Source organism: Paenibacillus sp. GYB003, from assembly GCF_036577625.1.
Classification (GTDB): domain Bacteria; phylum Bacillota; class Bacilli; order Paenibacillales; family NBRC-103111; genus Paenibacillus_AB.
Map to the genome: position 1 here is coordinate 1 of NZ_JARBDC010000011.1, position 22,886 is coordinate 22,886.

Sequence of the window (22,886 nt, forward strand, 5' to 3'; positions counted from 1 at the left end):
CGAAATATCCGCATATTACGGTCGAGAACGTCGTATCGAAGGAAGACCTTACGAAGCTGATCGCCGCCGGAGAAACGGTCGATTTTTATGTAACCTACAACGGAAACATGGCGGCTTACACGGATCTCGGCGTTTACGGGGACCTTACGCCGATGGCCAAGCAGATGAATTTCGATTTGACCCAATTCGATCAAGGCGCGCTTGACGCGATCAAGGTGTTGTCGGACAAAGGCGAGCTGTACGGACTGCCTTACGCCATAAACCTGAACGCGCTCTATTATAACAAGGACCTTTTCGACAAGTTCGGCGTCGCTTACCCGAAGGACGGGATGACCTGGGAGGATGCGATTGAGCTTGCCAAAAAGGTAACCCGCTTCGACGGCGGCACACAGTATAAAGGGCTGGACGTTGACGGACTTGTCCGTTTGACGTACCCGTTGTCGTTGACGTATATCGACGGCAAGACGAACGAAGTGCAGGTCGATTCGGAATCTTTCAAGAGAGCGTTCGATATCGGCAGACAAATCTACGGCATACCGGGCAACGATTTTATCGCGGCGGGGGCCAAGTCCTACGATCGGTTTTTAAAAGACCGGGTCACGTCCATGATCGCTACGGTCAACTTGTTTTCGCGCATCAAGGAACATCCGGACCTGAACTGGGATGTGGCGCAGTTCCCGAGCTATAAGGATAAACCGAATACGTACGGCATGTACGACGTCCACTTGATGATCCCGCTTCAGACGAGCAAGCATCGCGAAGACCAGATGCGCGTCATGGAAGTTCTGTTTTCCGACGAGGTGCAGACCAAAATGGTCAGAAAGACGGGACGGGTTTCCGCGCTGAAAGATCCGAAATATGCGCAATTGTTCGGAAAGGACATGCCTATTTTGGAAGGCAAGCGCATTGAAAGCATTTTCAAAAGCAAATCCGCCCCAGCGCCCAAATTCTCCTTATACGAGTCGAAAGCGAACGGGGTCATGAATGCGGAGTACACGAAGGTCGTAAAAGGCGAAAAAGACAGCAATACCGCGCTGCGCGATGCCGCCGAAAGTATCCGGCAGCTCATAAACGCCCAGACCGGCAAATAACACTCCGTTCCGCCGCCAAGCCCTCATTGGATGAGGGCTTTTTTGTACGAATCGGCGGCGTCTTCGACTGCCGTGCCCGCGGGGAGGCGGCCGTTTCGCCGAACATCGGCGCCAAAAAGGGCCCGTCCGGAGCAGAAGCTCCGGCGGGCCGCGCCTTCCGCATCGAACGCTACGCGCTGCGGTCTCCCAGAACGAACACTTTGACGTTCTTTTTCACTCCGAACTCGACGGCCTCCTTCAGATCGTTCATGAACACGTCGATGCGCGCCCCCTTGATCGCGGAGCCGGTGTCTTCCGCTTTGCGCAGGCCGATTCCTTCGATCAGCACGGTCGAGCCGAGCGGAATGATCGACGGGTCGACGGCGACCGTGCGCCCTTCCTCCGCTTTGCTGCCGCTGCGCGTAATGCCGTAGGCGGGGTGCGACGGCGTTTTGCCCGTCGACTCCTTCCCCGCCGTATAGGCGGTCAAGGTGGAGCTCAGCACGCGCTGCACGACGGGGCGCTCCCCGCCGGTACCGCCGCCGAAGCCCGTCCCGGCTTGCGGGATGTCGAGCATTTGGCCGACGGTCAGCCGGTTCGGATTTTGCAGCGAGTTGGCCGCGAGCAGCTCGTCCACGGTCAGGCCGAACGCGCGGGATATTTTATATAGCGTATCTCCGGAATGGACTTGATACTGGTAAATGGCGATTTCCGGTACGTCGGCTTCGGATTCTTCCGTCGGCGCGGCGGCCGATTCGGAACTGTCGGCGGCATCCGCCTCCCGTTCCGCTGGCCGGTACGCCCAGCTGCCGCCCCCCTCGTATATCCAATTGTCGGCCATCGCGAGCTCCTCTTCCTGGCTAATATACGCGAAGGCCTGCGTTCCCGCGCTTGCCGCGATGGCGATCGCCGCCGCCGACAAGGTCAATCGTTTCGTCCAGTTTCGCATTCTAGCAACATCCTCCTCGTTTGTTCCCCTGATAGATTTGGATGTTACTAGAGTTGCCCGGATGCGGAATTTCTAAACGTCCCCGCCGTTTCAACGAATCCGGCGCGATGCGGAAATTCACTTAATTACGGCTGTCGGCCGCTAATTGCAGCCTGCCCGCATGCCGAAACCGCCGTCCGACAGAAAAAGGCGGCGATGCCTTCTCGGCATTGCCGCCCGTCTTTCCGTCTTCGCTTTCGTTTCCGCGCTCATGTGCCCGCTCAGTGCAAATTGTCCTCGATCGTTTCCCGGATAAAATCGGTCAGCCGATCTTCGTCCTCGATATCGTCGTACGTCAGCGTAAACCGCGCATACCGCTCGTCGAGGTCGAACTGCTCCTCCAGCAGGCCGAGCAGTCCCCGCGCCCGGCGGTCGATCTCCATGTAAAACTCGACCTCGTCCTCGTGCACGATATAGAACAGCTCCAGCTCCTCCAGGTTGGACCGGTACTGCGGCTTCATCTCGAACTCCTGCACGAACGGAAAGTCCAGGCCGAGCCGCGGCACGTGCATGAGCGACACCTCCGTCGCCCGCAGCCCGAGGCGGGAAAGCGATTCGAACACGGCGCCCACGATCGGATGGGGCTGGATGTGGATGTAGTCTTTGTCCCGCTGGTCGATCGCCTTTTCGACGTCCAGCTCGGTCACGAGCCAAATTTTCGAGCTGCCGATCGTAATCGGCGTCGAGAACGGAATCGGGAAGCTGAACGCGAACTGCCGCTCCTCGCCGGGCTGGATCGTAAAATGCTCGTCCAGATGAAACCGCGCGATGGCGTCGCTCTCTTCGACGATTTGCCCGTCCCTCTCGCGGAAGTAGTTGGAATACAGGCAAAAATGAATTTTCGTGATTTCCTGCGCCAAATTGCCCCCGGTGACGTACACCGTGCCGTGCAGCTCGTCGCCGACCCGGACCCCGTGGCCGTTTTCCAGCTCCGCATTGACTTTGACCCCGCCGATGCCGACGCTGGCCATCATTTTTTTGAAAAAGGACATGGACTACCGCTCCTCTGCAGCATAAGTAGACGAATGGACCTATACCTAATGGTACGGATTTTGACTATAATTGGCAACGCTTTTTTAGAGGGCGCAGGCTCCATTCGGGCGAGTCCGCATCGGCCGGCGACGGTTACCCCGCAACGTCCCGCTTCGCAAACATGATCCAGGCGACAAGCTGGAACAGCAAGTAGTAGCCGGCCAGCATGGCGACGGAAAACGGCAGCGTCATTTCCGGACGGAGCGGCGTGCCGTCCACATGCTGGCTCAAGTCGACGTTGGCGAACAGCACGTATTTGACCCATTCGTATCCCGACAGCAGGCCGACCAGCGTATTGCCCATCAGGATGAACAGCAGCGAAAAGGCGATCGCCATCGACGAGCTGCGGAACGAAGCGGAAATCATGAACGCCATCGTGACGTACATGATCAGCTGGACGACGCCGAAGCCGTATTGTTGCAAAGCGTTCAGCAGCATCGAGCCTTCGTGCACGCTGCCGTCGGCGCCGATCCGGACAAGCGGCTGCGTCAAGCCGTCGCTCCCTTCGAGAGCCGCCCCGAGCGCGAAAGCGACGGCGAAGCACAGCACGAGCAAAAACAAGGCGAACAGCAGCGTCGCCGCATATTTGCTGAGCAGCACCTTCGTTCTGGACGCCGGCCCGACGAGCAGCAGCTTGATCGTCCCCCACGAAAATTCCGCCGCGACCATATCGGCGGCCACGACGACCGTCAGCAGCGTCACGAGAACGATGAGCGCCGACGACGCGTTCACGACGGTCCAGAGCGAATTGTCATACGGATTGATGTCGTGCTCGATATAATAGTCGTTCAGCTTGATGCGCTCTTCCATCCCCTTTCGCGCTTCGGGGTTCGCCGCGATTTCCTTCTCGGCCATGTCCTGCTTGAGCCGTTCGTTCGTTTGAGCGACTTCCTGCTTCCAGTCGGCGCTAGCCGCGCGCTTCTGCTCCTCCCATTTCAACAGCCCGGCCAGCAGCGCGAGCGCCGCGAGCAAAATGCCGACCATCGCCCATGTTCGCGGCCGGCGGTATATTTTCAAATTTTCGTTGCGTACGAGCATGCCGAAACTAGACAACTTGCTCCCCCCTCGTCAGCTCCAAAAATTGATCCTCCAGCGAAGCGCTCGCCGCCCGTATGCCGTACACGTCGATGTCGGCCATGACGAGCCTGCGGTTCAGCTCCGGAATGAGCCCCCGCTCGGCGGCCACCTCCAAAGCCCCGTCCCGTACGGTCATGCTCCCATCGGGCAGCCCGAGCGCGGCGGCGAGATATTCCATCGCCCGCTCGGGGTCGTCGACCTCGATCCGGACCGTTTGCTTGCCGGCCGCGCCCTTCAATTCGCTCATGCTGCGAACGTCGACGAGCTTGCCGGCCTGGATGATCGCGACCCGGTCGCACATCAGCTCCATCTCCGACAGCAGGTGCGACGACACGATGATCGCGATGCCTTCCCGCTGCGCCAGTCCGCGCAAATAATCACGCAGCTCGCGAATCCCGGCCGGATCGAGCCCGTTCGTCGGCTCGTCGAAAATGAGGACGGACGGCTTGTGCAGCAGCGCCTGCGCCACGCCGAGCCTTTGCCGCATGCCGAGCGAGTAGCGCTTCACCTTCTCGTGGATGCGGGTTTGCAGGCCGACCAGCTTGACCACTTCGTCGATCCGCTGTTTCGTCACGCCGGCATGCCTTCTGGCAAACAGCTTCAAATTTTGGTAGCCGGTCAAAAATTTATACATTTCCGGGTTTTCCACGATCGCCCCGATATGCGTCATCGCCAGTTCGAAATGGTTGCGCACCGATATCCCTTTGACGAACACTTCGCCCTTCGTCATCGAGATCAGTCCGACGATCATGCGGATCGTCGTCGTTTTGCCGGCGCCGTTCGGCCCGAGGAAGCCGAACACTTCCCCTCTCGGCACGTCGAACGTCAAGTTGTCGACGATCGTGCGACCGCCGATTTTTTTCGTTACGTTGCGAAGCTGCAAAACCGCTTCATCGTTCATTGTCCAAAAAGCCTCCTTGCCGTCGTTTGGTCCAGTATACCGGACCCGGCCGTTTTGTCGAATGGTCTCGGGTTCGGGCGGAAACTGGACCAAAGTCTAAAAAGTCGGGGACGGCGCCGGCTGGAGGAATTAAAAAAAGTCTGTCGACGTATTTCGAGAATGAGCGAAAACCGACGGCTTCCGAAACGTAACGGACACCACGGCGCTTATTTCGCGAAAATCGGCCGTTTTCCGATCGTAACGGACACCACCTGCGCTTATTGGCTCCGAACAGCCGTCCAAATGGGAGTTTTTCGCCAAAAAGCTGCGCCTGTGTCCGTTACAAAAAAAATAAGCCGAAATGAGGCTCATTAGCGGCCGCCATGTCCGCTAGACGCTTGGAACCGCCCCGCAGCAGGCCGCAGCTTCCGCCGAGAGCCATGTCCGCTCGCAGCCCGCCCGCGCGCCGCCCAAGGGCATGTCCCGACGGCGTCCCTTGCTCGCCCCCCCGCTACAACTCCCGACGGCGCCGACGCAGGCCTTACGAGCCGTTATCGCCGTTTCCGGCAGCAGGAAACCCGCTCCGGCTTTGCCGCTTAAACGAAGGTCGGGACGGACGGTCTTTTCTGTGCAAACCGATTTGCACGCCGAAGCGACGGCGCATCGGGAAACGAGCTGGAAATGCTCCCGCTAATTTCGGTCGTTCCCGTTTCCGGGCAAAACAACGGGAAAACGTCCCGCTAAAATCGTCCATACCGTGCATTTCGCCGATATGTCGCCATTTTAACCGGAGGTTTTCCCGATACTTCGAAACGTTACCTATAGGAGAGCGAGTTAACAGGAGGTTTTCCCGTTCGTTCGATTCCATTGACCCGGCGGGATCAGGACATCGCCCATGTCCGTTAGAGCTTTCCGCCGGCCCAACTTCCGCCCGATAACAAAATATTACCCGTCCCCGAACGTAATCCGGATATCGAGCAGCTCCGAACGGCTGCCGATTCGCAGCGGCGGTCCCCACGTGCCGAAGCCGCACGAAACGATCGCATGCATCGCGCCTTTGCGCATATAGCCCCAATCGAGCTCAAACAGTCGTCTCGTGATCAGATGGCCCGGCATGAGCTGACCGCGATGCGTATGCCCCGAAAGCAGCAGATCGACGCCGGCCTCCGCCGCTTCGCCCAGCTCGCGCGGCTGATGATCGAGCAGCACGATCGGCAGCGACTTGTCCGCATCCGCCAGCAGCTCGCTTACGGCGAGTCTGCCGCCGGAACCGGGGGCGAATCGCGCGACCGCCGCGTCTTTGCGGCCTGCGACGCAGAACGCCTCCCCGATCCGGACGACGCGGTCGACCAGCACCTCGATGCCGATCGCCTTCATCCGCTCGACGTACTCGTCGATATGTCCGCCGATATATTCGTGGTTGCCGAGCGAAGCGTATACGCCGAGCGGGGCTTTCAGCGAGCGCAGGACGTCCGCCATCTTCTCGCGGACGAACGGCTCGATGCTGTCGTCCAGCACGTCCCCCGGCAGAAGAATGAGATCGGGCCGCAGCGCTTCCACCTGACCGATGAGCCTGCGAATATGCCGCTTCCCTACGATCGTCCCGAGATGCAAGTCCGACGCCGCCGCGATGCGCAGCTCCTTGCGCCCCCCGGCCCGCTTGGCGACAGCGATGTCGTAGCGGCGTACGACCGGGCTCCAGGCGTTGCGGGAGCCGACGGCGACCATGACGGCGAGCAGCAGCAGGACGACCGTCCCGATCGCCCGCACGGCAGTGTCCGCCTCCACGCCGCCCAGCCGCAGCAGGAGGAAAGCCAGGTCCGCAAACGGCAGCGTCAGCAGCGAGTACATGAGAACGGCCAAGCCGTAAGAGCCGATCAGCTTGACCCCAACGTACAGCCGGTACGGCAATGCGCGCCGAAGCAGCATGGCGCCCAAGTAGCCGTAGGCGAGCCAGGCGTACGCGATCCAGTAAACCCAATCCGCCGATTCGGTAACGGCCGCGCGCCAAAACGCGAAGCCGTTCCAGCCGATATAGGCCGAAAACGCCACATAGGCCGATAAAATCGCAACAATAAGCAGTACCGTGCGGCTTTTCAAAACGTCCCCCGTCCCTTCAACTCTTTCTCCTCCCACTATTTTCTCACAACAGGGAGCCGGGGAAAAGTTTCGCAGCGCGTCACGGCCGCAGCCGCTCGTCCTTCGTGAACCAGAGGCGGTCGCTCAATCGTCCGAGCAGCATCGCGGTCAAGGCGGCCGACGAGGCGAGCGTAAACATGATCAATATTTGATACCGCACCGCCTCGATCGGATCGGCGCCGGCCACGATCATGCCCGTCATCATGCCCGGAAGCTGGACGAGCCCGACCGTCTTCATCCCGTCGATCGTCGGAATCATGCTGGCGCGCACCGAACGCTTGCTCGCTCCCCGAATCGCCTGCCGGGCGGTCGCCCCGAGCGCCAGCAGCGCCTCGATCTCGCCTCTCGACGACTCCATTTCCCGCTTCATCTGGTTCAACAGCAAGCCGCATACGATCATCGAGCTTCCGATCGTAATGCCGCTCACCGGGATGATGTACTGCGGCGTCGGGCCGATGATCCGGAAGCCGAGCATGAGCGCCATCGTGACCGCTTCGGTGCACGCCAGCGATATGGCGATGCGCAGCCGGATACCGGGTATATGCCCGGCCCGCGCGCCGGCGTTCCGGGAGGCGACTGCAATCATGACGGCAACGATCAGTACGATGAACAGCGGATGATTCGCGTCGAAAACGAAATGCAGCACATATCCGACCAGCAGCAGCTGGACGGCGGTGCGGATCGTGCCGACGGCGATATCTTTTTCCAAGCCGAGCTTTTGCCGCAGCGAAAGCACCACCGTAACGGCCACGAAGACGAGCGTGGACGCGAGCGCCCAGTTAGACAACGGCCCCTCCCCCCTTCCCGGCCTGCGGAGACTCGATGAAGCGGCGGGCCTGCTCCGTGGCCGGGCCCCGGAAAAAATCCGCGGTCCGGCCCGTTTCGAGCAGCCGATTCTCATCCATATACCATACCGTATCGCTTATAAGACGCGCCTGCTCCAGATCGTGCGTCACCCATAGCACGGCCGTCCCCCTGTGGCTCGACCATTCGCCGATCCATTGTTCGACCGCCCGCTTGCTCGCAGGATCGAGCGCCGCGGTCGCCTCGTCCAGCAGCAGCGCATCCGGCTCCAGCAGCAGCGAGCGGACGAGCGCGGTACGCTGCTTCTCGCCTCCCGACAATTCCGCCGCCGGCTTCTTCAGGTCGAGCGCCTCCAAGCCGACGGCGTTCATGCAGCGCCGCGCCAGCCCGGCGTCGAACGGCCGCGCGTGCAGCTCGCTGACCGTTCTCAGGTTTTGCTCCACCGTTCCCGGCAGCATCACCGGCTGCTGGGCGACGTAGCAGACGCGCTTGCGCCAGTCGGCGGGCTTCCACTCCCCGGCGTCGCGCCCCGCCAGGCGGATCGTTCCTTCGCTCGGCGCGTCGAGCCGGGCCAAAATCCGCAGCAGCGTGCTTTTTCCTTGCCCGGAGGCGCCGAGAACGGCGATCCGCTGCCCCGGGGCGATGTCCGTCGTAATATCCCGAAACAAATAATCGCCGGGCCGGTCCGGGCGAAGCTTCGACAATCGTTCCATCCTAAGCAGCGCGTCCAATCCGTCACTCTCCCGCATCCGTCGTAAGCAAAGCGGATCGGCCTCCTTCGGGGTCGATCCGCTTTCGCAGCCAGCTCTATTGTAGCAGAACGCCCGTTATCGTTCACGGCCTAACCGTAACGGAAGCCATGCGGTTAACCGGTTTCAACCTTTCGTTTTTTAAGCTTCCTTTCAGCATCCGTTCACATAAGCGTCATAATGGTCTGTCATAATGCGTTAGCAGCGGAAAAAGAAAGAAAGGCCGGAAGCGATCATGAAACGAAATTCGAATATCCAGCTGATTCAAGCGTCCCGCGGGGCCGCCGTTTTTTTGGTTATGCTGTTTCACGCCTCCCAAACCGGGCAGCGTTATTTCGGTTACGATTTTTTGGGCGTAAGCGGAATGGGGCGGTCCGGCGCCTATACGTTTTTTTTCGTGCTGACCGGCTATTTGATGGTCGCGATTTATCGGCGGGACTGGGGAAAGCCGCAGGCGTTCGGGACGTTTTTGCTGAAGCGGTTCAGCCGCATTTACCCTTTATATTGGCTCGTTACGGCCGCGGTTATCCCCGTTTATTTCATGATTCCTTCGTTCGGGCTCGGGTTCGAACGGGAGCCGTCCGCCATCGTCCGCTCGCTGCTGCTGTGGCCGCAGTCGCACGGCCCGATTCTCGGCGTCGCCTGGTCGCTGAGCTATATCGTCCTGTTCTATGCGGTATATTCGCTGGCGTTTCTGATCAAGGAAAACGTGCTTGTCGCGATTTATTCGTCCTGGATGACGATCATCGCGCTTCATATGGCCGGGTTGATCGATATCAAGGAGAACGAGCTGCTGCAGTTTTTGTTCGCCCCTTATCATCTTCAGTTCGTCATCGGAATGATGGTCGCCGTCTTGGTGCGGCGGTTCGACATCAAGCGGTCCGCCTGGTGGATCGCCGGCGGTGCTGCGGCCTATGTCGCTTTATGGGTCATGAGGCATGCGCTCGGAACGATTCCGCTCGGCGATTTTGCGCATACGGCAGGATCGGCCATGCTGCTGATCGGCATCGCGGCGAGACGAGACAAGGAACGCCGGCTGCTCAAGCCGCTCGCCGCGATGGGCGACGCGTCTTACTCGATCCTGCTCGTCAGCCTGCCGGCGCTGTCGATCGCGTTCAAGCTCGCCCGCGCGGCGCATGCGCCCGAGACGATCGGCGCGCCATGGGCGATCGCCGTTTGCTTGTCGGCCGCGCTCGGAAGCTGCTTGCTGTTTTACCGCTGGGTCGAAACGCCGCTCAACCGGTTCATTCGCGAGCGAATGATCGACAAAGCTCCGGCCGCGCGACCGCTGCTGGACAGGCCCTACTCCCGCTAAACCCGCTGCATCGCATGCGCTATCGTTCGATGGCGCATGTTTTTTTGCCCATGCCGGGCGGTTGACTTAATTGGTTGTTGTACTTATAATTGTTTAGACAACAAATCGAGCCGAAAGCGGTGATTCGAAATGGCGAACGAGCCGACCTCCTCCGGCATTTTGGACCGGTCCGCCGGTTTTATGATGGGCCTCACGTCGCGGAAAATGTCCCATCTGTTTACGAACCGATTGAAGCCGTACGCCATCACGCCGGAGCAGTGGATGGTGCTGTACTGCGTTCAAGAGCGCGAGGGAATGATTCAAACCGAAATCGCCGCCCGTTCCGGAAAAGACAAGCCTACGACCGGACGCATTCTCGATGCGCTCGAGGCGAAAGGGTTCGTGACGAAGCGGACGGGTCCGACCGACAGACGGTCGTACCACGTGTTCATAACCGAAACGGGCCGCGAGCTCGTTCGGCAAACGGCGCCTATCGAACGCCAGGCCGTGAAGGACGCTACATCCGTCTTGAGCGAGGCCGAATACGAGCAGCTGCTCGCGCTGCTTCGCCGCATCGGCGATCATATCGATCAAATTACCGCCAACGAATAGGAGATGCAGCCGGAATGCCGGATCGACAACAAGAGCTGCACCTGCAGCGAACGGGCGAGGCGGGACCGCGATTGTGGACCCGCTCGTTCGTCGTCATTACGCTATGTTACTTTTTACTGTTCCTCTGTTTGCAAATGCTGCTTTCCCCGCTCCCGACCTATACGAAGGAGCGGTTTCATCCCGGCGATTTCACGGTCAGCCTCGTGACGAGCGTGTTCGCTTTGGCGGCGATCGTCGCCCGAATCGTAACCGCCCGATTGATGAAAAAGGTGCACCGGAACGTGCTGCTGTTCGGCGGACTCGCAGTCGGGGCTTTGGCCACGGCGGCGTATTCGTTTGCCGATTCCGTTCAAACGCTGCTCGCTCTTCGCGTTTTGTTCGGCATCGGATTCGGGGTAGGCAGCACGATCATGCCGACGATCGTTTCGCAAATTATTCCGCACGACCGGATCGGCGAAGGCATCGGCTATTTCGGCTTGTCGACGAGCCTTGCCATGTCGTTCGGACCGATGATCGGCCTGTCGATGCTCGACGAGTACGGCTTCGCGTCGCTGACGGCGCTCGGCACCGTCTCGGTCGCGCTGATCGTTCCGCTGCTGCTCGGCTTCCGTTCCATTCCGGCGCAGCCGGCCAAGCCGCGTCCGTCCCGGACGGCGACCGGAAGCAAGACGCCGTTTAACTACAAAATCATCGTTCCGGCTCTGCTGAACACGCTGCTTTCGGTTACGTACGGCGGCCTCTTGAGCTTCATCGCCCTGTTCGGCAAAGAAGCGCAATTGCCGCAAGTCGGCCTGTTTTTTTTGTTCAACGTATTTACGGTATTGATCATTCGCCCGATATCCGGCCGGCTGTTCGACAGCAAAGGGCATGCGGCCGTACTGCTGCCGGCGTCGGCATTCGTTTTCGCCGGCCTGACGATTCTTTCGTTCGCGCACAATACGGCTTTATTGATCGTTTCCGCCCTCGTGTACGGCATCGGCTTCGGTGCGATTCAGCCGACGCTGCAGGCGTGGATGCTGCGCGATTCGCCGCCCGAGCATCACGGCTCCGTGAACAGCCTGTACTACAACGCGCTCGATTTCGGCGTCGCCGTAGGCGCCATGGTGCTCGGCGTCATCGCGTCGCACAGCTCCTATGCGCTCATGTACCGGTATTCGGCTTGCTTCATGATCGCATTTTTTGTCGTCTACCTCGTATCGGTTGTTGTTCGGGGAAAAAAGAGCGGCCGCGAAGCCGCCTCGGCTACGAAAGCTTCGTAAGCCGGGGCTTTTTCGTTTCGCACTTAATAAACTTAAATATTGACCATGTATACGTAAAGAGCTACAATGGAAAGTCGAAGAAAGGAATGAGTTATGATGAAACAATATCGAATATTGCTGTTCTATAAATATATTCCGATCCCGGATCCCGAGTCGTTCGCCGCCGAGCATCTCCTCTTTGCGAAGGAGCTTGGCGTCAAAGGCCGGATCCTGATCGCGAGCGAAGGCATCAACGGCACGCTGTCGGGGACGATCGAACAAACGGAACGCTATATGGCGCACATGCGCGAAAACCCGCTTTTCGCCGATATGGTATATAAAATCGACGAAGCCGACGGGCACGCGTTCAAAAAGCTGTTCGTGCGCCATAAGAAGGAGCTGGTCACGCTGCGCTACCATCGCCGGCTCGACCCGATGACGGAAGGCGGCGAGCGTCTCGCGCCGAAGCAGTTTCACGAATATATGCAGCGCGACGACGTCGTCATTCTCGACGGCCGCAGCGGGTACGAGTACGATCTCGGCCATTTCCGCAACGCGATCCGGCCGGACGTCGATTCGTTCCGCGAATTCCCGGAATGGATCCGGGACCATATGGCGGAGTACAAAGACAAGAAGATTTTGACGTACTGCACCGGCGGCATCCGCTGCGAAATGTTGACCGCGGTGCTGAAAGAGGAAGGGTTCCGGGACGTCTATCAGCTCGACGGCGGCATCGTTACGTACGGTCAAGATCCGGACGTTCGGGGCCGAGGCTTCGACGGCAACTGCTACGTGTTCGACGAGCGCGTTTCCGTGCGGATCAATCAGACCGACGAGCATGTTCTCGTCGGCGAATGCTACCATTGCGGCGCGAAGACGGACCGGTACGTCAACTGCGCGGACGACAGCTGCCACCGGCAGCATCTGTGCTGCGATGATTGCCTGACGGCGAAGCGCGGCTACTGCTCGGCCGAATGCGAGGCGCACGATCGTGCGGTCGCGGCGAGCGGAGCGTAAGCAAGCGAAACGCAAAACCCCCGAAAGGATTCTCGTACCGGAGAATGCTTTACGGGGGTTGTTTTTTTGCTTGAATCGATTTGAAATACCGGGAAAAGCCCCCGGTAAATGACCTTCGCACCTACATCCCGCTAAGCTTCTCGACAAGCCGGTGCGTCTCGATCACGCGGTCCGCGCTGACGAGACAATCGCCCGGCCGGTCGAGCGAGGCCAGCACATGGTCCACAATGCCGGCAAAGCCGCGGCGATGCGAAACCGAGTCCCAGCTGCCGAACCGCAGGGCGCGTTCGCCTTCCGTCTTGTCCCGCAGCACGCCCGATTCCATGTTGACGATTTCCGCGGACCGCCCGCCCCCGTGCAGCTCCAGCTTCTCGAGATCCGCACCGGCTCTCCGGTTCATACTGACGAGAGCGGCGGCGCCGCCGAGACGCAGGCTGCCTGTCGCGTGCAGCAGCTTTCCGTCCGCGTCCGTTTCGCTCAGCCAGCCCGTCACGTCGTACGGCCGAGCGCCGAGCCACAGCAGCAAATCGATCGTATGGATCATGTCGTCGTACAGCGTTTGCTTGGCGGAAAGCTTCTGCCGGCCGGTCCGATGCTTCTGCGCGATGCACAGATCGAAGCCGCCGGCTTCCTCGAGCCATCGCTTCGCCTCAACGTACATCGGGGCGAACCTGCGGTTGAAGCCGACGGCGAGCAGCTTGCCGCGCTTCAGCGCCAGCTCCGTCATCCGCTCCGACTCGTCGATCCGGTACGAGAGCGGCTTGTCGACGTAAACGTGCGCGCCGCGCTCCAAACAGCGGGTCACGATATCCGCATGCGTCTCGGTCGGACTGTGCACGAACACCATGTCCGGCTCGCGCGCAAGCACCTCGTCCAGCTCGGTCGTGCCCCCCGGCAGCCGATACGCGCTTCCGACGCGCTCGACCGTTTCCTTCGAACGGCTCATGACCGCGACGATGTCGATGCCGGGCAGCGAAGCCATCGCCGGCAAATACGCTTTCACCGCGATATCTCCGAGTCCGACGATCGCGATCCGTTTGTTCATGCTTGTTTCCTCCATCCGGCAGTCCCGCCGCCTGAGCGGCGCGCCTTTTTTCCCGAGTCCAGCAGCACGTTCGTGCCGATCAGCCCCGCCACGGCGAACAGCGCGGCGCCGACGCCGAGCGACACGCCGAACAGCTGCACCCAATTCGGCAAGCCGAGGGCGAACCGGTACGCCGCTCCTCCGAGCAGCGGTCCGGCAAAGCCGGCCAGCCCCGTAATCGCGTAAAAGACGGCGATGAACGCCGGGCGTTCGCTTTTCGGCGTATCTCCGACGACGAAGTTGAACATCAGCTGATTGAAGCCCCCGACGCCGATGCCGATCAGCAGATGAACGAGCAGCAGCACCGCATTGTCCGGGGCGACCGGCAGCAGCCCCCAGCCCGCGCAGGCGGCGGCGATAACCGGCAGCGTCCAAAACAGCAGCGTTTTCGAGCCGTATTTCGCGTTCAGGTTGCCCCATATAAAATAGCCGGCCATCATCGCCACGTTTTGCGTCATCGTCGCGATCGCGACGAGGTTATAGCTCGCATGCATGACGTTCAGCATCACATACGTGAAAAACGGAACCGCCAGCCCTTGCAGAAACAGCCAGAGCGAGATGAACAGCATCGCCTTCAGAAAAGGACGATGCCGGAGCGGACCGGCCAGCATGGCGAGCGAGCCGCTTTGCTCCGATTTCTCGAACGGCGGGTTCGGGTAGCGGAGAAACAGGACGATGTCGAGCGCCGCGCAAACGGCGGCGACCGCGTACAGCAGCCGGAAGCCGTCCGGCTCGGGCAGCCGATCGAGCAGCTGGCCGAACGCCAAAATGGCGATGCAGCCGCCCGCCCACAAAATCGTATTGCGAATGCCGAAGTAGCGCCCGCGCACTTTCGCCGGCACCATGTCGGCGATGAGCGACGTCCAAAACACCGAGCCGATCGCCTGTCCCATAAACGCCAGGATGCAGACGGCGATATAAACGGGCACCCCGCTAGGCTTCGGGAGCAGCATCGGCACGATGCCGGCGACCAGCCACAGCACGCGGTGCGTCCCGCATAATACCGAAAAAAGCAGCTTCCGGTTCGTAAACCGCTGGATCAGCAGCGCCCCGGCGATTTGCAGCATATTGGCGAGGCTCGGCACCGCCAGCACGATGCCGACCTGAAGCGACGAGGCGCCCAAATAGAGCAAATAGCCCGTCACGAACGGTCCGCCCAGCAGTTGAAACATAATGATCGCCGGTATCCCCTCCAAGGTGGCGGCCGTCATGCCGCTTCGGTAAGAGGATCTTTTCCGGCCCGTCCGGCGTCCCGTCATCAGCCCCATGGCCTGTGCCCCGCTTTGCTCAAGTTCCTCCGTCCCAGGCAGCCGAGTAACTGCATCTTCAAACGATTTCGCCCATATGCTATAATAGATAGCGTATTTTGGCGAACGCTCGACTAGATATGGAGGAACTCAGTAGAATGAAAAACAAATGGATACTGCTGATCGGCCTGCTCGCGTTTTGTGCGTTTTTCATTTCCAGCATCGTTCGGGAATCGCCCTTGCTGCTTTATATCGCTAGTAGTATCCCGATTTTTATCGTTCCGTTTTTGCCCGACCTGAAGACGTCCCAGCGGCTTCATCCGCAGCGGAAGGGCGTCGACATCGTCAAGTTCGGCGGCAGCGCCGGCAAGCCCGATTGGCTCGTCGTCTCGTTCAAGCCCGGCACCGTCTACTGGACCCGCAAAAAAACGTTGGTCATTTCCTACGAAGACGCCCCGTTCGTCGAAACGGTGCCTACCGATGATTATACCGCGGCTTTGACCGTGTTGAAATACGATTTGCGCGTCCGACCGAAATCGGGGCGCATCTCCGTATCGCTGGCCAATTTGTCGGAACGTGTCGCCGGCCTGCCGTATACGGTGAACGAAGTGAATCGGCTCGTCATCCCGCTCGGCGACGCGACCGAGTTGGAGCCGGCGAACCCCCCGGCGTCCGTCGCCTCCCGCAGCGTCGAGCTGCAAGCTTGACGAAAGCGCCGATCCGTTACAGCCTAAAGCCCGCCTTCCGTGGCGGGCTTTTTTTAACGTTTCAAAGCGATGAAGTTCGGTCAATAGCTGGCCGCGGCCGCCTGGACGACCGATTGCATCGGCAAATGGTACGGGCACTGCTTCTGGCAAAGCGGCGTTTCCTTGCACGGCTCGTAATCGGCGCACGACATGATCTTCTCTTTATGCTTTTCGTAGAAGCCGTCGCCCTTCGCAAGCAGCCCGAACTCCCGGCGCACGACGCTGGAGATCATGACGTCGGGAATCGGGATGCCGAGCGGGCACGAGCAATAGTTGCATCGCCGGCAATTATGCGCGCCCAACTTCTGCGCCAGCCGCTCCAGCTCGCGGCGCTCTTCCTCGTCGACTTCCCTCTCCATCGCCGCTATGTTTTGCTTCACTTCGTCGACGCTCACCATGCCCGATATGATCACGTGCACGTCCTGGCTGTACGGATAACGGATCGCCTTGTCCACCGGACGAATAAATCCGCCCGACAGCGGCTTCATCGCCACGCGGGCCATATCGCGCTCGACCATTTCCGGAATCAGCTCGTTCAGCGCGAACGGCTGCGCCAAATTCAAATGAAACAGCACCTGCTCGAACCGTCCGTTCCGGATCCACTTCGCCAGCAGCTCCGGCCGGTGTCCGGTAATGCCGATATGGCGCACTTTGCCCGCTTCCTTCGCCTCGAGGGCGGCGCGGTACGCCCCGTCCTCCTCCATCGCCGCCTTGAACTCGTGCACGTAATTGACGTAATGGATTTGCAGCAAATCGATAACGTCCGTCTTCATGCGCGTCAAGCTTCGTTCGATTTCCGCTTTGGCCGAAGCGTAGTCGCGCTTGTTCGTCTTGGTCGCCAAAAAATATTCGTCACGCCGGTGCGAGATGGTTTCCCCGATTATTTCTTCGCTGTTCCGATAGCCCGCCGCCGTATCGATATAGTTGATGCCGTGATCGAGCGCGTAATTGAGCGCTTCGCGAGCTTGCTCCAGCGGAACGCCGGGCAAATTCATCGCTCCGAATCCGAGCGACGACACGTTGTAGCCGATTTTGCCGAATGGCCGGTATCTCATCGCCGTACTCCTCTCCGCCGAAAACTAGATTCCTCTCTGTATTTTAGCACATGCGGTCAACAAAGCGGCAGCGATATTTTAAAGCGGGTGCCCTGCCCGACGTCGCTGTCGACCGCGATATGGCCGCCGTGATTTTTGATGATCCGGTAGCAAACGGCCAGTCCGAGCCCGGTTCCTTCCAGCTTCGTCGTGAAAAACGGGTCGAACAGCTTCGACTGGGTATGGAAATCCATCCCCGCCCCGTTGTCTTGAACGGTGATGACAACCTGCGAGTTTCGTTCGGCCGCCGAAATGCGGATCATGCCTCTTTCCCGCCGCGCTCCGCCGTCGATCGCCTCGAGCGAGTTGCGCACGATATTGAGCAGCGCCTGCTTCATCTGCTTGACGTCGACGCAGACGACGAGCCCGGGATCGATCGGAGAAAGCTCGATGTCGCACCCTTTCAAAATCGCCTCGCTGTCGAACAAAAGCCGCACTTCCCCGAGCAAGCTGTCCACATGAACCAGCTGTTTATCGGGCGTCGACGGCTTCGACGAATTCAAAAACTCGTAAATGATATCGTTCGCCCGGTCGATCTCCTCGATGACGATTTTCGCGTACTCCTCCTTGCCGAATTGCACGAGCTGCGGCCGCAGCAGCTGAATGAAGCCGCGAATCGATGTAAGCGGATTCCGGATTTCGTGCGCGATCGCCGCGGCGATTTTGCCGAGCATGGCGAGCTTGTCGTTTTGGTAGGCGGACTGCTCGATCTTTTTAAATTCCGTCACGTCCTTCACGCTGATCAAAATATCCCCGTCCAGCTCTTCCCCGTACGTGGCCGTGACCAAGTAATGCCGGCCGTTCTCGTCGATCACTTCGTGATAGCGCAGCCGGTACAAAATCATTTCGCGGTACAGCTTGACGATAAGCCTCCGATACGTGCGGGACAGTCCGGAAAACGAGGCGAGCCCCTTGATGTCGAGTCCGATGATCGACTTGCGCGGCACGCCCAGAAAACGTCCCATCAGCACGTTGACGAACGAAATATAGCCCTCGCAGTTGAACAAAACGATGCCGCAATCCATATGCTGCAGCACGTTTTCGTACTTGCTGGCGACCGCCTGGAACGAGCTGTGCGTCCTCGCGAGCGTATCCTTCAGCTCCTCGAGCGCCCGTTCCCGGTTCGGCACGTGCTCGAACTTGAACCGGTAATGCGCCAGCAGCTCCATCAAAAAAACGAAGGACAGCCTGTAATAGCGAAGCGCCTCCTCCGGTTCCACACTGGCGGTGATCGTATGAATGCTCTGCTCGTGCAGCTGGACGATTTCCTCCGGCGCGACCGTTTGCAACGCGGCGCCCAATGCCGCCGCCGGATGATGAGAGCCGCTGCTGCCGTTTTCGAAAAATTGGGTCAGGGCTCGCAAGTATTGCTTCCTCAACTGAGACATAAGCACACCTCTACCTGATTGTTAACGTGCAGCCGGCCTTTGCCGGACGAAATCCCCGGCGAGCTACCAGTATCATAGAGTCAATCCGCCGCTCCCGTCAATCGCAAATAAGCGCTAAAAAGTGGGAACGATGTCGAAAAAATACAAAAGCGTCCCGCAGTCCCAAAGCGTTGGAACTACAGGACGCATTCCGCCAACAAAAGTCGACAGCTTTTAAGCGCAGAAGACTCTTATCGTCTATCCTCGTCTCTTTTATTCTCGTTCTCTTGTCTCTTTTTTTCGTCCTCTTGCTTCTTTTTCTCTTCTTCTTGCCGTTTTTTGTCGTCTTCCTGCTTCTTCTTGTCGTCCGGCCGGTTCTTGTTCTCTTCGGCTTGCTTCCTCGCTTCCGCCTGCTTCCTTGCTTCTTCCTGCTTCTTCTTCTCTTCCTCGAGCTTTTTCTTCTCGTCCTCTTGCTTCTTCAGCTCTTCCTGCTTCTTTCGTTCGTCCTCCAGCCGTTTGCGTTCCTGCTCCTGCTGCTGTCTTTTTTTCTCTTCTTCCTGCTTCTTTTTATCCAGCTCCTGCTGTCTTTTTTTTTCTTCTTCCTGTTTGTTCTTGTCGTCGTTTTTAGACGGCGGCGGCGTCCCGGTCCTTTGTCCGACGTTCGTCGCCCCGCCGGTCGCACTTTTGTTGTCGTTCTTGCTGTCGTTCTTGCTGTCGTTCTTGTTATCGTTCTTGTTATCGTTCTTGTTATCGTTCTTGTTATCGTTCTTATTATCGTTCTTGCTGTCGCTCCTGTTGTCGCTCCTGTTGTCGCTCTTGCCGTCGGTTTTGGACGGAGACGCCGTTACCGGCTTCGAGGACGGCTTGTTTTTTTCCTTGACCTTGGCGTCGAGCTCGCCGTTTCTCTCCTGCTCCAGCAGAGCGGACAACGTTTCTTTTTTCGGCAAATTGCTCGAGTTGATCAGCTTGCCGATTCCTCCCGCCTCTCTGGCGATTTTATGTACCGAATCGTCCTTCAGGGCGTTCAGATCGATTTCGTTGCCATTGTCCTTGGCGCTTAAATAAATGGCGTATTTGCCCGCGGAAACGCCTTTGGAAAGCGCCTCCTCGCGAATCGTCGGCGGCGTTACGAAGGATGTGACCTGGATATTCGAAAACGTTGTCGGATGGGTCGTCTCGATATGCTTCGAGACCGTATCCATTACGATTTGCCCGAGGTTGCTCTCGTCTAGTTTCGCTTCCTCGTATACTTTCGTGCTGGATATGATGATATCCCCCTCGTCTTGCTTGAGATACCCCTTTTGCTCGATTTGACTCATAATAACTTCCGTAGCGGCCGATAGCGGCTTCCCTACGACGTCGATGCCCGACAGCAGCAAAGTGCCGTCGTCGTTTAATCCTCGCGCCTCTTGTACCTCGCTATCCTTATCGATGCCGAGCTCCACGCTCGGGTTAATGTCGAGCGTCACGTAAGCGACGATCGGCTTGACCCCTTCCAAATTGCCCCCCAGACCGGTAAACAGTACGATGCAAAAGAGGACAGCGGCGCTCAAAGCTAATACGGCGGATAAAACGGGCCTTTTCAGGCGAAACGGAGGAGCGGAGAACAGCACTTCTTCTCCGATTTGGCATGCACGTCCCATACGGGGAATTTTCTTGAATTGACCGTCCGGTGTTAGCACGACCAGATCCGCCTCGGTCAATTCCATCACAATGCCTTTATGCATGCTCGCTCACTCCCCTCCTTGGTGAACTTCCGGGATATTCAGGTAATGCTTCAAATACGGGTAGGGCCCGCTGTGGATGAGGGCGACCGCGATAATAAACTTCCGGTTGCGCTCCAGCGTCTTTCGGGACACGTTGACCTGCTCCAGCAGCTCCTTGATCGGCAGCATTTTTTTGACGAGCACGATCGACATCATCGTTTGATCGCGCGCCAAAAGAGCCCCTATTTCGAATAACGCTTCTCTGGAATCGCTATGTTTGGGAGAAGCCTCGACCAGGTCGCCAAACGAAATCCCGAAATCCTGCAAACAGCGGTTGAAGTCCACAATTTCACTTCGGCGTTCTTCAATTGTCTTTTCCTTTTCGTATTGTTCAATCGCCTGATGAACCTCGACCGGATTGACAATACTGTCCTCATCATCCTCCACTTCGAATGAACTGTACGGGATTTGCCCGGTAAAACGAGACTCTTTGCGTATGAAATCGATCAGCCTTCGACGTATGACGGTTTCGGCGAAGCTCAAAAAAGACCTTCCCGACTCCGGCGAAAACTGATTGATGGCTTCGTTGAAGGCGCCGAGCGCGATGCTGAACTCGTCGTCTCTGGACGGATCGATATATCGTTTGCAAAAACGGCTCGTTACTTTGGCTACATAAGGCTGGTAATCGGTAATGAACTGATTGCGCAGCCGGATGTTCCCCTCCTGAATTTGCAGTACTTTTCGTTCGGGCGAATCGGGTATATCGGAATGATCGTGAGACTGGCGTTTTCCGAGAAACTTCTTGAATAAGACGAGCAGCAAACGTTCCACCTCACACTACATGTTTCGAGTTGACCCCAGTAGATATGGGGGTAACGCCAACCCGATTCTTGTATTATACCATACATTTTTACGGCTGTAGAAAACGCGCCGTTCGCGCGCGCATATTGGGGCCCTCAGCCGTTCCGCGGCGCCGGTCGGGCCGCAGGCGGGGCATAGGCCAATCGAAGCCGTCCGCGGCGTCAAGCCCGGCGGGACCGCGAAACGTCCGCCTTCTAACGAAAGACGCCTCTCCCGGAGGAGAGGCGTTTGGGGTGTCACCGTTACAAATTGCCGCCGGACAACGCTTTTTTGCGCATTTTGTTGCAGCGTTCGCTCAGCGCGGTCAGCCGCTTTATCAGTTGCGCCTCCCATTCGTCGTCCTGAAGCAGCCTCGCGACGGGCAGCAGATCGAGCGCCATGTCGATCTGGTTCAGCACGACGTCGGCCGGCTCCTCGGATTCGACGTTCACGCAATTTTCGTACAGCCCGCTGCCCGACTTGTCTTCCACGTAATCCTGGAAATCGACCTCCGGCGCTCCGTCGCCGTGGGCGTATTCGGCCAATATTTCATACTCGCTTTCAACCATATAATGAACTTCGACGCGATGGCAAACGGGACAAAACAACAGCGGAACGTTATGGATATGCGTTCCGATATGCCGCAGCGTTCCTTTCGTGCCGATCATGCTCGCTCCGCAGCAAAAGCTCATCGCCGCGCATCCTCCTTCTAGGTCGCCCGAAGGGCTTACGATTTTATCCTTAACGTATTCGACCCCGTCAGCGAAAATTCCTTTTCTCCGCACCCGCCATTATCAGGAAATTTGGCCGGTTCGAAGTCCGGCTCAACGAAAAAAAAGGACGCGAGCCGGTCCGCTTCTCCTGCCAGCGAACCTTCCCGCGTCCCTGCTTGCGGCGCCGTAACCGCGCCGTCAGCCTTGTCCGTACGTTTCCTTGTACTTGTCCGCACTCCACAGCTTGTCCAGCTCGGACACGTCGTCCATCTCCACGACGATCATCCAGCCTTCGCCGTACGGGGATTTGTTGACATGCTCCGGCGAATCCTCCAGGCTGCCGTTGACTTCCACGACTTTGCCCGTTACCGGAGCGTACAGCTCGGATACCGTTTTGACCGATTCGACGCTGCCGAACGGCTCGCCGAATTCGACCTTGTCGCCGACCTTCGGCAGCTCCACGAAGACGATATCGCCGAGCTCGCTTTGGGCGAAATCGGTAATCCCGATCGTAACGCGGTTTCCTTCCACTTTCGTCCATTCGTGCTCTTCGCTGTACTTCAGCTCTGCTGGTACGTTCACTAAACATTCCCTCCCGGAATATGCGGACTCGTCCGACTGCGCGGACGTCGGGCGTTGTCCGACGAAGCTGAAATCGTTCCGCCGGACAAGCGCTCAGCGGTCCTTCGATTATTCTTTCGGCCCCAAAATTTTATGGAGCCGTTGCTCCACCATGCCGATCGCTTTCTCGCCGGCGCCGAAGAAACGCATTTGGCCTTCGCCGTCGAACAAATAGTAAGCCGGCACGTATTCGTTCTGATACGCATCGGTTACCGCGTGATCGTTGTCGATCGCGATCGGATGCTTCATCTCGTACTGCCCGATCGTCGCCCGAACCGTTTCGAGATCGGTATCCTTCTCCGAACGGGGCATATGAACGCCGATCATTTTCAAATTGTACTGCTCGGCATACTTGTCTCTCCATTCGTTCAAAACAGGCAAGCTTTCTTTGCACATATAGCAGCTGACCGCCCAAAAATGGACGAGAACCGGCTGTCCTTGCAGCTGCGACTTGCTGACTTCGCCGTTGACCCATTCGGTAACGCCCTGGAATTCGGGCATTTGCTCGCGCAAACGCATCGGCATCGTCGTTCCCCCCTCGATTCGTAATGACGCGCTTCCTTCGGAA

Annotated in this window: 22 protein-coding genes; 6 read left to right on the top strand and 16 right to left on the bottom strand. The window is 58.5% G+C overall.

Features of this window, described 5'->3' with window-relative positions:
- On the top strand, positions 1-1,091 hold a 1,091-nt coding region (locus tag PV407_RS06465; protein WP_332089079.1), incomplete at its 5' end, for an extracellular solute-binding protein.
- Between the two features lie 169 nt (positions 1,092-1,260).
- On the opposite strand, the gene PV407_RS06470 is transcribed toward PV407_RS06465, so the two are convergent.
- The 7 genes from PV407_RS06470 to PV407_RS06500 all read right to left on the bottom strand — a co-directional run bounded on the left by PV407_RS06470 (position 1,261) and on the right by PV407_RS06500 (position 8,721).
- The gene (locus PV407_RS06470) at positions 1,261-2,019 is read right to left on the bottom strand and encodes a 3D domain-containing protein (protein WP_332089080.1); all 759 of its coding nucleotides are present in this window, start codon (positions 2,017-2,019) and stop codon (positions 1,261-1,263) included.
- A gap of 260 nt (positions 2,020-2,279) precedes the next feature.
- Complete coding sequence (locus PV407_RS06475; RefSeq protein WP_332089081.1) at positions 2,280-3,050, bottom strand: sporulation protein; 771 nt, start codon at positions 3,048-3,050, stop codon at positions 2,280-2,282.
- Between the two features lie 133 nt (positions 3,051-3,183).
- Positions 3,184-4,143, bottom strand: coding sequence for an ABC transporter permease (locus PV407_RS06480; RefSeq protein ID WP_332089082.1), 960 nt, complete (start codon positions 4,141-4,143; stop codon positions 3,184-3,186).
- Positions 4,136-5,068 (bottom strand): ABC transporter ATP-binding protein, encoded by a 933-nt coding sequence (locus PV407_RS06485; protein WP_332089083.1) that lies wholly within the window; start codon positions 5,066-5,068, stop codon positions 4,136-4,138. Before PV407_RS06485 ends, PV407_RS06480 begins: the two co-directional genes overlap by 8 nt.
- Before the next feature lie 924 nt (positions 5,069-5,992).
- Entirely contained in the window at positions 5,993-7,147 is a 1,155-nt protein-coding gene (locus PV407_RS06490) for a metallophosphoesterase (RefSeq protein ID WP_332089084.1), read from the bottom strand.
- Between the two features lie 79 nt (positions 7,148-7,226).
- Positions 7,227-7,973, bottom strand: coding sequence for an ABC transporter permease (locus PV407_RS06495; protein ID WP_332089085.1), 747 nt, complete (start codon positions 7,971-7,973; stop codon positions 7,227-7,229).
- Complete coding sequence (locus PV407_RS06500; protein ID WP_332089086.1) at positions 7,966-8,721, bottom strand: ABC transporter ATP-binding protein; 756 nt, start codon at positions 8,719-8,721, stop codon at positions 7,966-7,968. The genes PV407_RS06495 and PV407_RS06500 overlap by 8 nt, the downstream gene beginning before the upstream one ends.
- 253 nt (positions 8,722-8,974) lie before the next feature.
- On the opposite strand from PV407_RS06500, the gene PV407_RS06505 reads away from it, so the two are divergent.
- The 4 genes from PV407_RS06505 (at position 8,975) to trhO (ending at position 12,900) form a co-directional block, all read left to right on the top strand.
- Positions 8,975-10,054 (top strand): acyltransferase family protein, encoded by a 1,080-nt coding sequence (locus tag PV407_RS06505; protein ID WP_332089087.1) that lies wholly within the window; start codon positions 8,975-8,977, stop codon positions 10,052-10,054.
- Positions 10,055-10,183: 129 nt separating this feature from the next.
- Positions 10,184-10,645: a MarR family winged helix-turn-helix transcriptional regulator gene (locus PV407_RS06510; RefSeq protein ID WP_332089088.1), complete on the top strand. Its 462-nt coding sequence runs from the start codon at positions 10,184-10,186 to the stop codon at positions 10,643-10,645.
- A 14-nt stretch (positions 10,646-10,659) separates the two neighbouring features.
- On the top strand, positions 10,660-11,904 hold the full coding sequence (locus PV407_RS06515) for an MFS transporter (RefSeq protein WP_332089089.1): 1,245 nt from the start codon (positions 10,660-10,662) through the stop codon (positions 11,902-11,904).
- 96 nt (positions 11,905-12,000) lie between these two features.
- Complete coding sequence (gene trhO / locus PV407_RS06520; RefSeq protein ID WP_442951632.1) at positions 12,001-12,900, top strand: oxygen-dependent tRNA uridine(34) hydroxylase TrhO; 900 nt, start codon at positions 12,001-12,003, stop codon at positions 12,898-12,900.
- A gap of 121 nt (positions 12,901-13,021) precedes the next feature.
- Here the strand turns inward: trhO and PV407_RS06525 are convergent, their stop codons facing one another.
- Together PV407_RS06525 and PV407_RS06530 are read right to left on the bottom strand one after the other, a co-directional pair.
- Positions 13,022-13,945, bottom strand: a complete 924-nt coding sequence (locus PV407_RS06525; protein ID WP_332089091.1) for a Gfo/Idh/MocA family protein — start codon at positions 13,943-13,945, stop codon at positions 13,022-13,024.
- Positions 13,942-15,252, bottom strand: coding sequence for an MFS transporter (locus PV407_RS06530; protein WP_332089092.1), 1,311 nt, complete (start codon positions 15,250-15,252; stop codon positions 13,942-13,944). The genes PV407_RS06525 and PV407_RS06530 overlap by 4 nt, the downstream gene beginning before the upstream one ends.
- Before the next feature lie 137 nt (positions 15,253-15,389).
- Between PV407_RS06530 and PV407_RS06535 the strand changes: the two genes are divergently transcribed.
- Positions 15,390-15,938 carry a hypothetical protein gene (locus PV407_RS06535; protein ID WP_332089093.1) on the top strand — a complete coding sequence of 183 codons (549 nt, stop codon included), beginning with the start codon at positions 15,390-15,392 and terminating at the stop codon, positions 15,936-15,938.
- Positions 15,939-16,018: 80 nt separating this feature from the next.
- Here PV407_RS06535 and PV407_RS06540 read toward each other — a convergent pair whose 3' ends face one another.
- From PV407_RS06540 to PV407_RS06570, 7 genes are all read right to left on the bottom strand, one after another.
- Positions 16,019-17,032, bottom strand: a complete 1,014-nt coding sequence (locus PV407_RS06540) for an aldo/keto reductase (RefSeq protein ID WP_332089094.1) — start codon at positions 17,030-17,032, stop codon at positions 16,019-16,021.
- Between the two features lie 56 nt (positions 17,033-17,088).
- Complete coding sequence (locus tag PV407_RS06545) at positions 17,089-18,435, bottom strand: ATP-binding protein (protein WP_332089095.1); 1,347 nt, start codon at positions 18,433-18,435, stop codon at positions 17,089-17,091.
- 254 nt (positions 18,436-18,689) lie between these two features.
- Complete coding sequence (locus PV407_RS06550) at positions 18,690-20,165, bottom strand: anti-sigma factor domain-containing protein (protein ID WP_332089096.1); 1,476 nt, start codon at positions 20,163-20,165, stop codon at positions 18,690-18,692.
- Between the two features lie 6 nt (positions 20,166-20,171).
- Entirely contained in the window at positions 20,172-20,966 is a 795-nt protein-coding gene (gene sigI, locus PV407_RS06555; protein WP_332089097.1) for an RNA polymerase sigma factor SigI, read from the bottom strand.
- A gap of 281 nt (positions 20,967-21,247) precedes the next feature.
- Entirely contained in the window at positions 21,248-21,676 is a 429-nt protein-coding gene (locus PV407_RS06560; RefSeq protein ID WP_332089098.1) for a hypothetical protein, read from the bottom strand.
- A 219-nt stretch (positions 21,677-21,895) separates the two neighbouring features.
- Positions 21,896-22,279: a glycine cleavage system protein GcvH gene (gene gcvH / locus PV407_RS06565; RefSeq protein ID WP_332089099.1), complete on the bottom strand. Its 384-nt coding sequence runs from the start codon at positions 22,277-22,279 to the stop codon at positions 21,896-21,898.
- A gap of 108 nt (positions 22,280-22,387) precedes the next feature.
- The gene (locus tag PV407_RS06570; RefSeq protein WP_332089188.1) at positions 22,388-22,837 is read right to left on the bottom strand and encodes a redoxin domain-containing protein; all 450 of its coding nucleotides are present in this window, start codon (positions 22,835-22,837) and stop codon (positions 22,388-22,390) included.
- Between the last annotated feature and the right edge of the window lie 49 nt (positions 22,838-22,886).

Excerpts from the sequence above, each read along its gene's own strand:
- PV407_RS06470 (WP_332089080.1), bottom strand. The coding sequence starts at position 2,019 with ATGCGAAACTGGACGAAACGATTGACCTTGTCGGCGGCGGCGATCGCC.
- PV407_RS06475 (WP_332089081.1), bottom strand. The coding sequence starts at position 3,050 with ATGTCCTTTTTCAAAAAAATGATGGCCAGCGTCGGCATCGGCGGGGTC.
- PV407_RS06485 (WP_332089083.1), bottom strand. The coding sequence starts at position 5,068 with ATGAACGATGAAGCGGTTTTGCAGCTTCGCAACGTAACGAAAAAAATC.
- PV407_RS06505 (WP_332089087.1), top strand. The coding sequence starts at position 8,975 with ATGAAACGAAATTCGAATATCCAGCTGATTCAAGCGTCCCGCGGGGCC.
- PV407_RS06510 (WP_332089088.1), top strand. The coding sequence starts at position 10,184 with ATGGCGAACGAGCCGACCTCCTCCGGCATTTTGGACCGGTCCGCCGGT.
- PV407_RS06515 (WP_332089089.1), top strand. The coding sequence starts at position 10,660 with ATGCCGGATCGACAACAAGAGCTGCACCTGCAGCGAACGGGCGAGGCG.
- trhO (WP_442951632.1), top strand. The coding sequence starts at position 12,001 with ATGAAACAATATCGAATATTGCTGTTCTATAAATATATTCCGATCCCG.
- PV407_RS06525 (WP_332089091.1), bottom strand. The coding sequence starts at position 13,945 with ATGAACAAACGGATCGCGATCGTCGGACTCGGAGATATCGCGGTGAAA.
- PV407_RS06530 (WP_332089092.1), bottom strand. The coding sequence starts at position 15,252 with ATGGGGCTGATGACGGGACGCCGGACGGGCCGGAAAAGATCCTCTTAC.
- PV407_RS06535 (WP_332089093.1), top strand. The coding sequence starts at position 15,390 with ATGAAAAACAAATGGATACTGCTGATCGGCCTGCTCGCGTTTTGTGCG.
- PV407_RS06540 (WP_332089094.1), bottom strand. The coding sequence starts at position 17,032 with ATGAGATACCGGCCATTCGGCAAAATCGGCTACAACGTGTCGTCGCTC.
- PV407_RS06550 (WP_332089096.1), bottom strand. The coding sequence starts at position 20,165 with ATGCATAAAGGCATTGTGATGGAATTGACCGAGGCGGATCTGGTCGTG.
- PV407_RS06560 (WP_332089098.1), bottom strand. The coding sequence starts at position 21,676 with ATGAGCTTTTGCTGCGGAGCGAGCATGATCGGCACGAAAGGAACGCTG.
- PV407_RS06570 (WP_332089188.1), bottom strand. The coding sequence starts at position 22,837 with ATGCGTTTGCGCGAGCAAATGCCCGAATTCCAGGGCGTTACCGAATGG.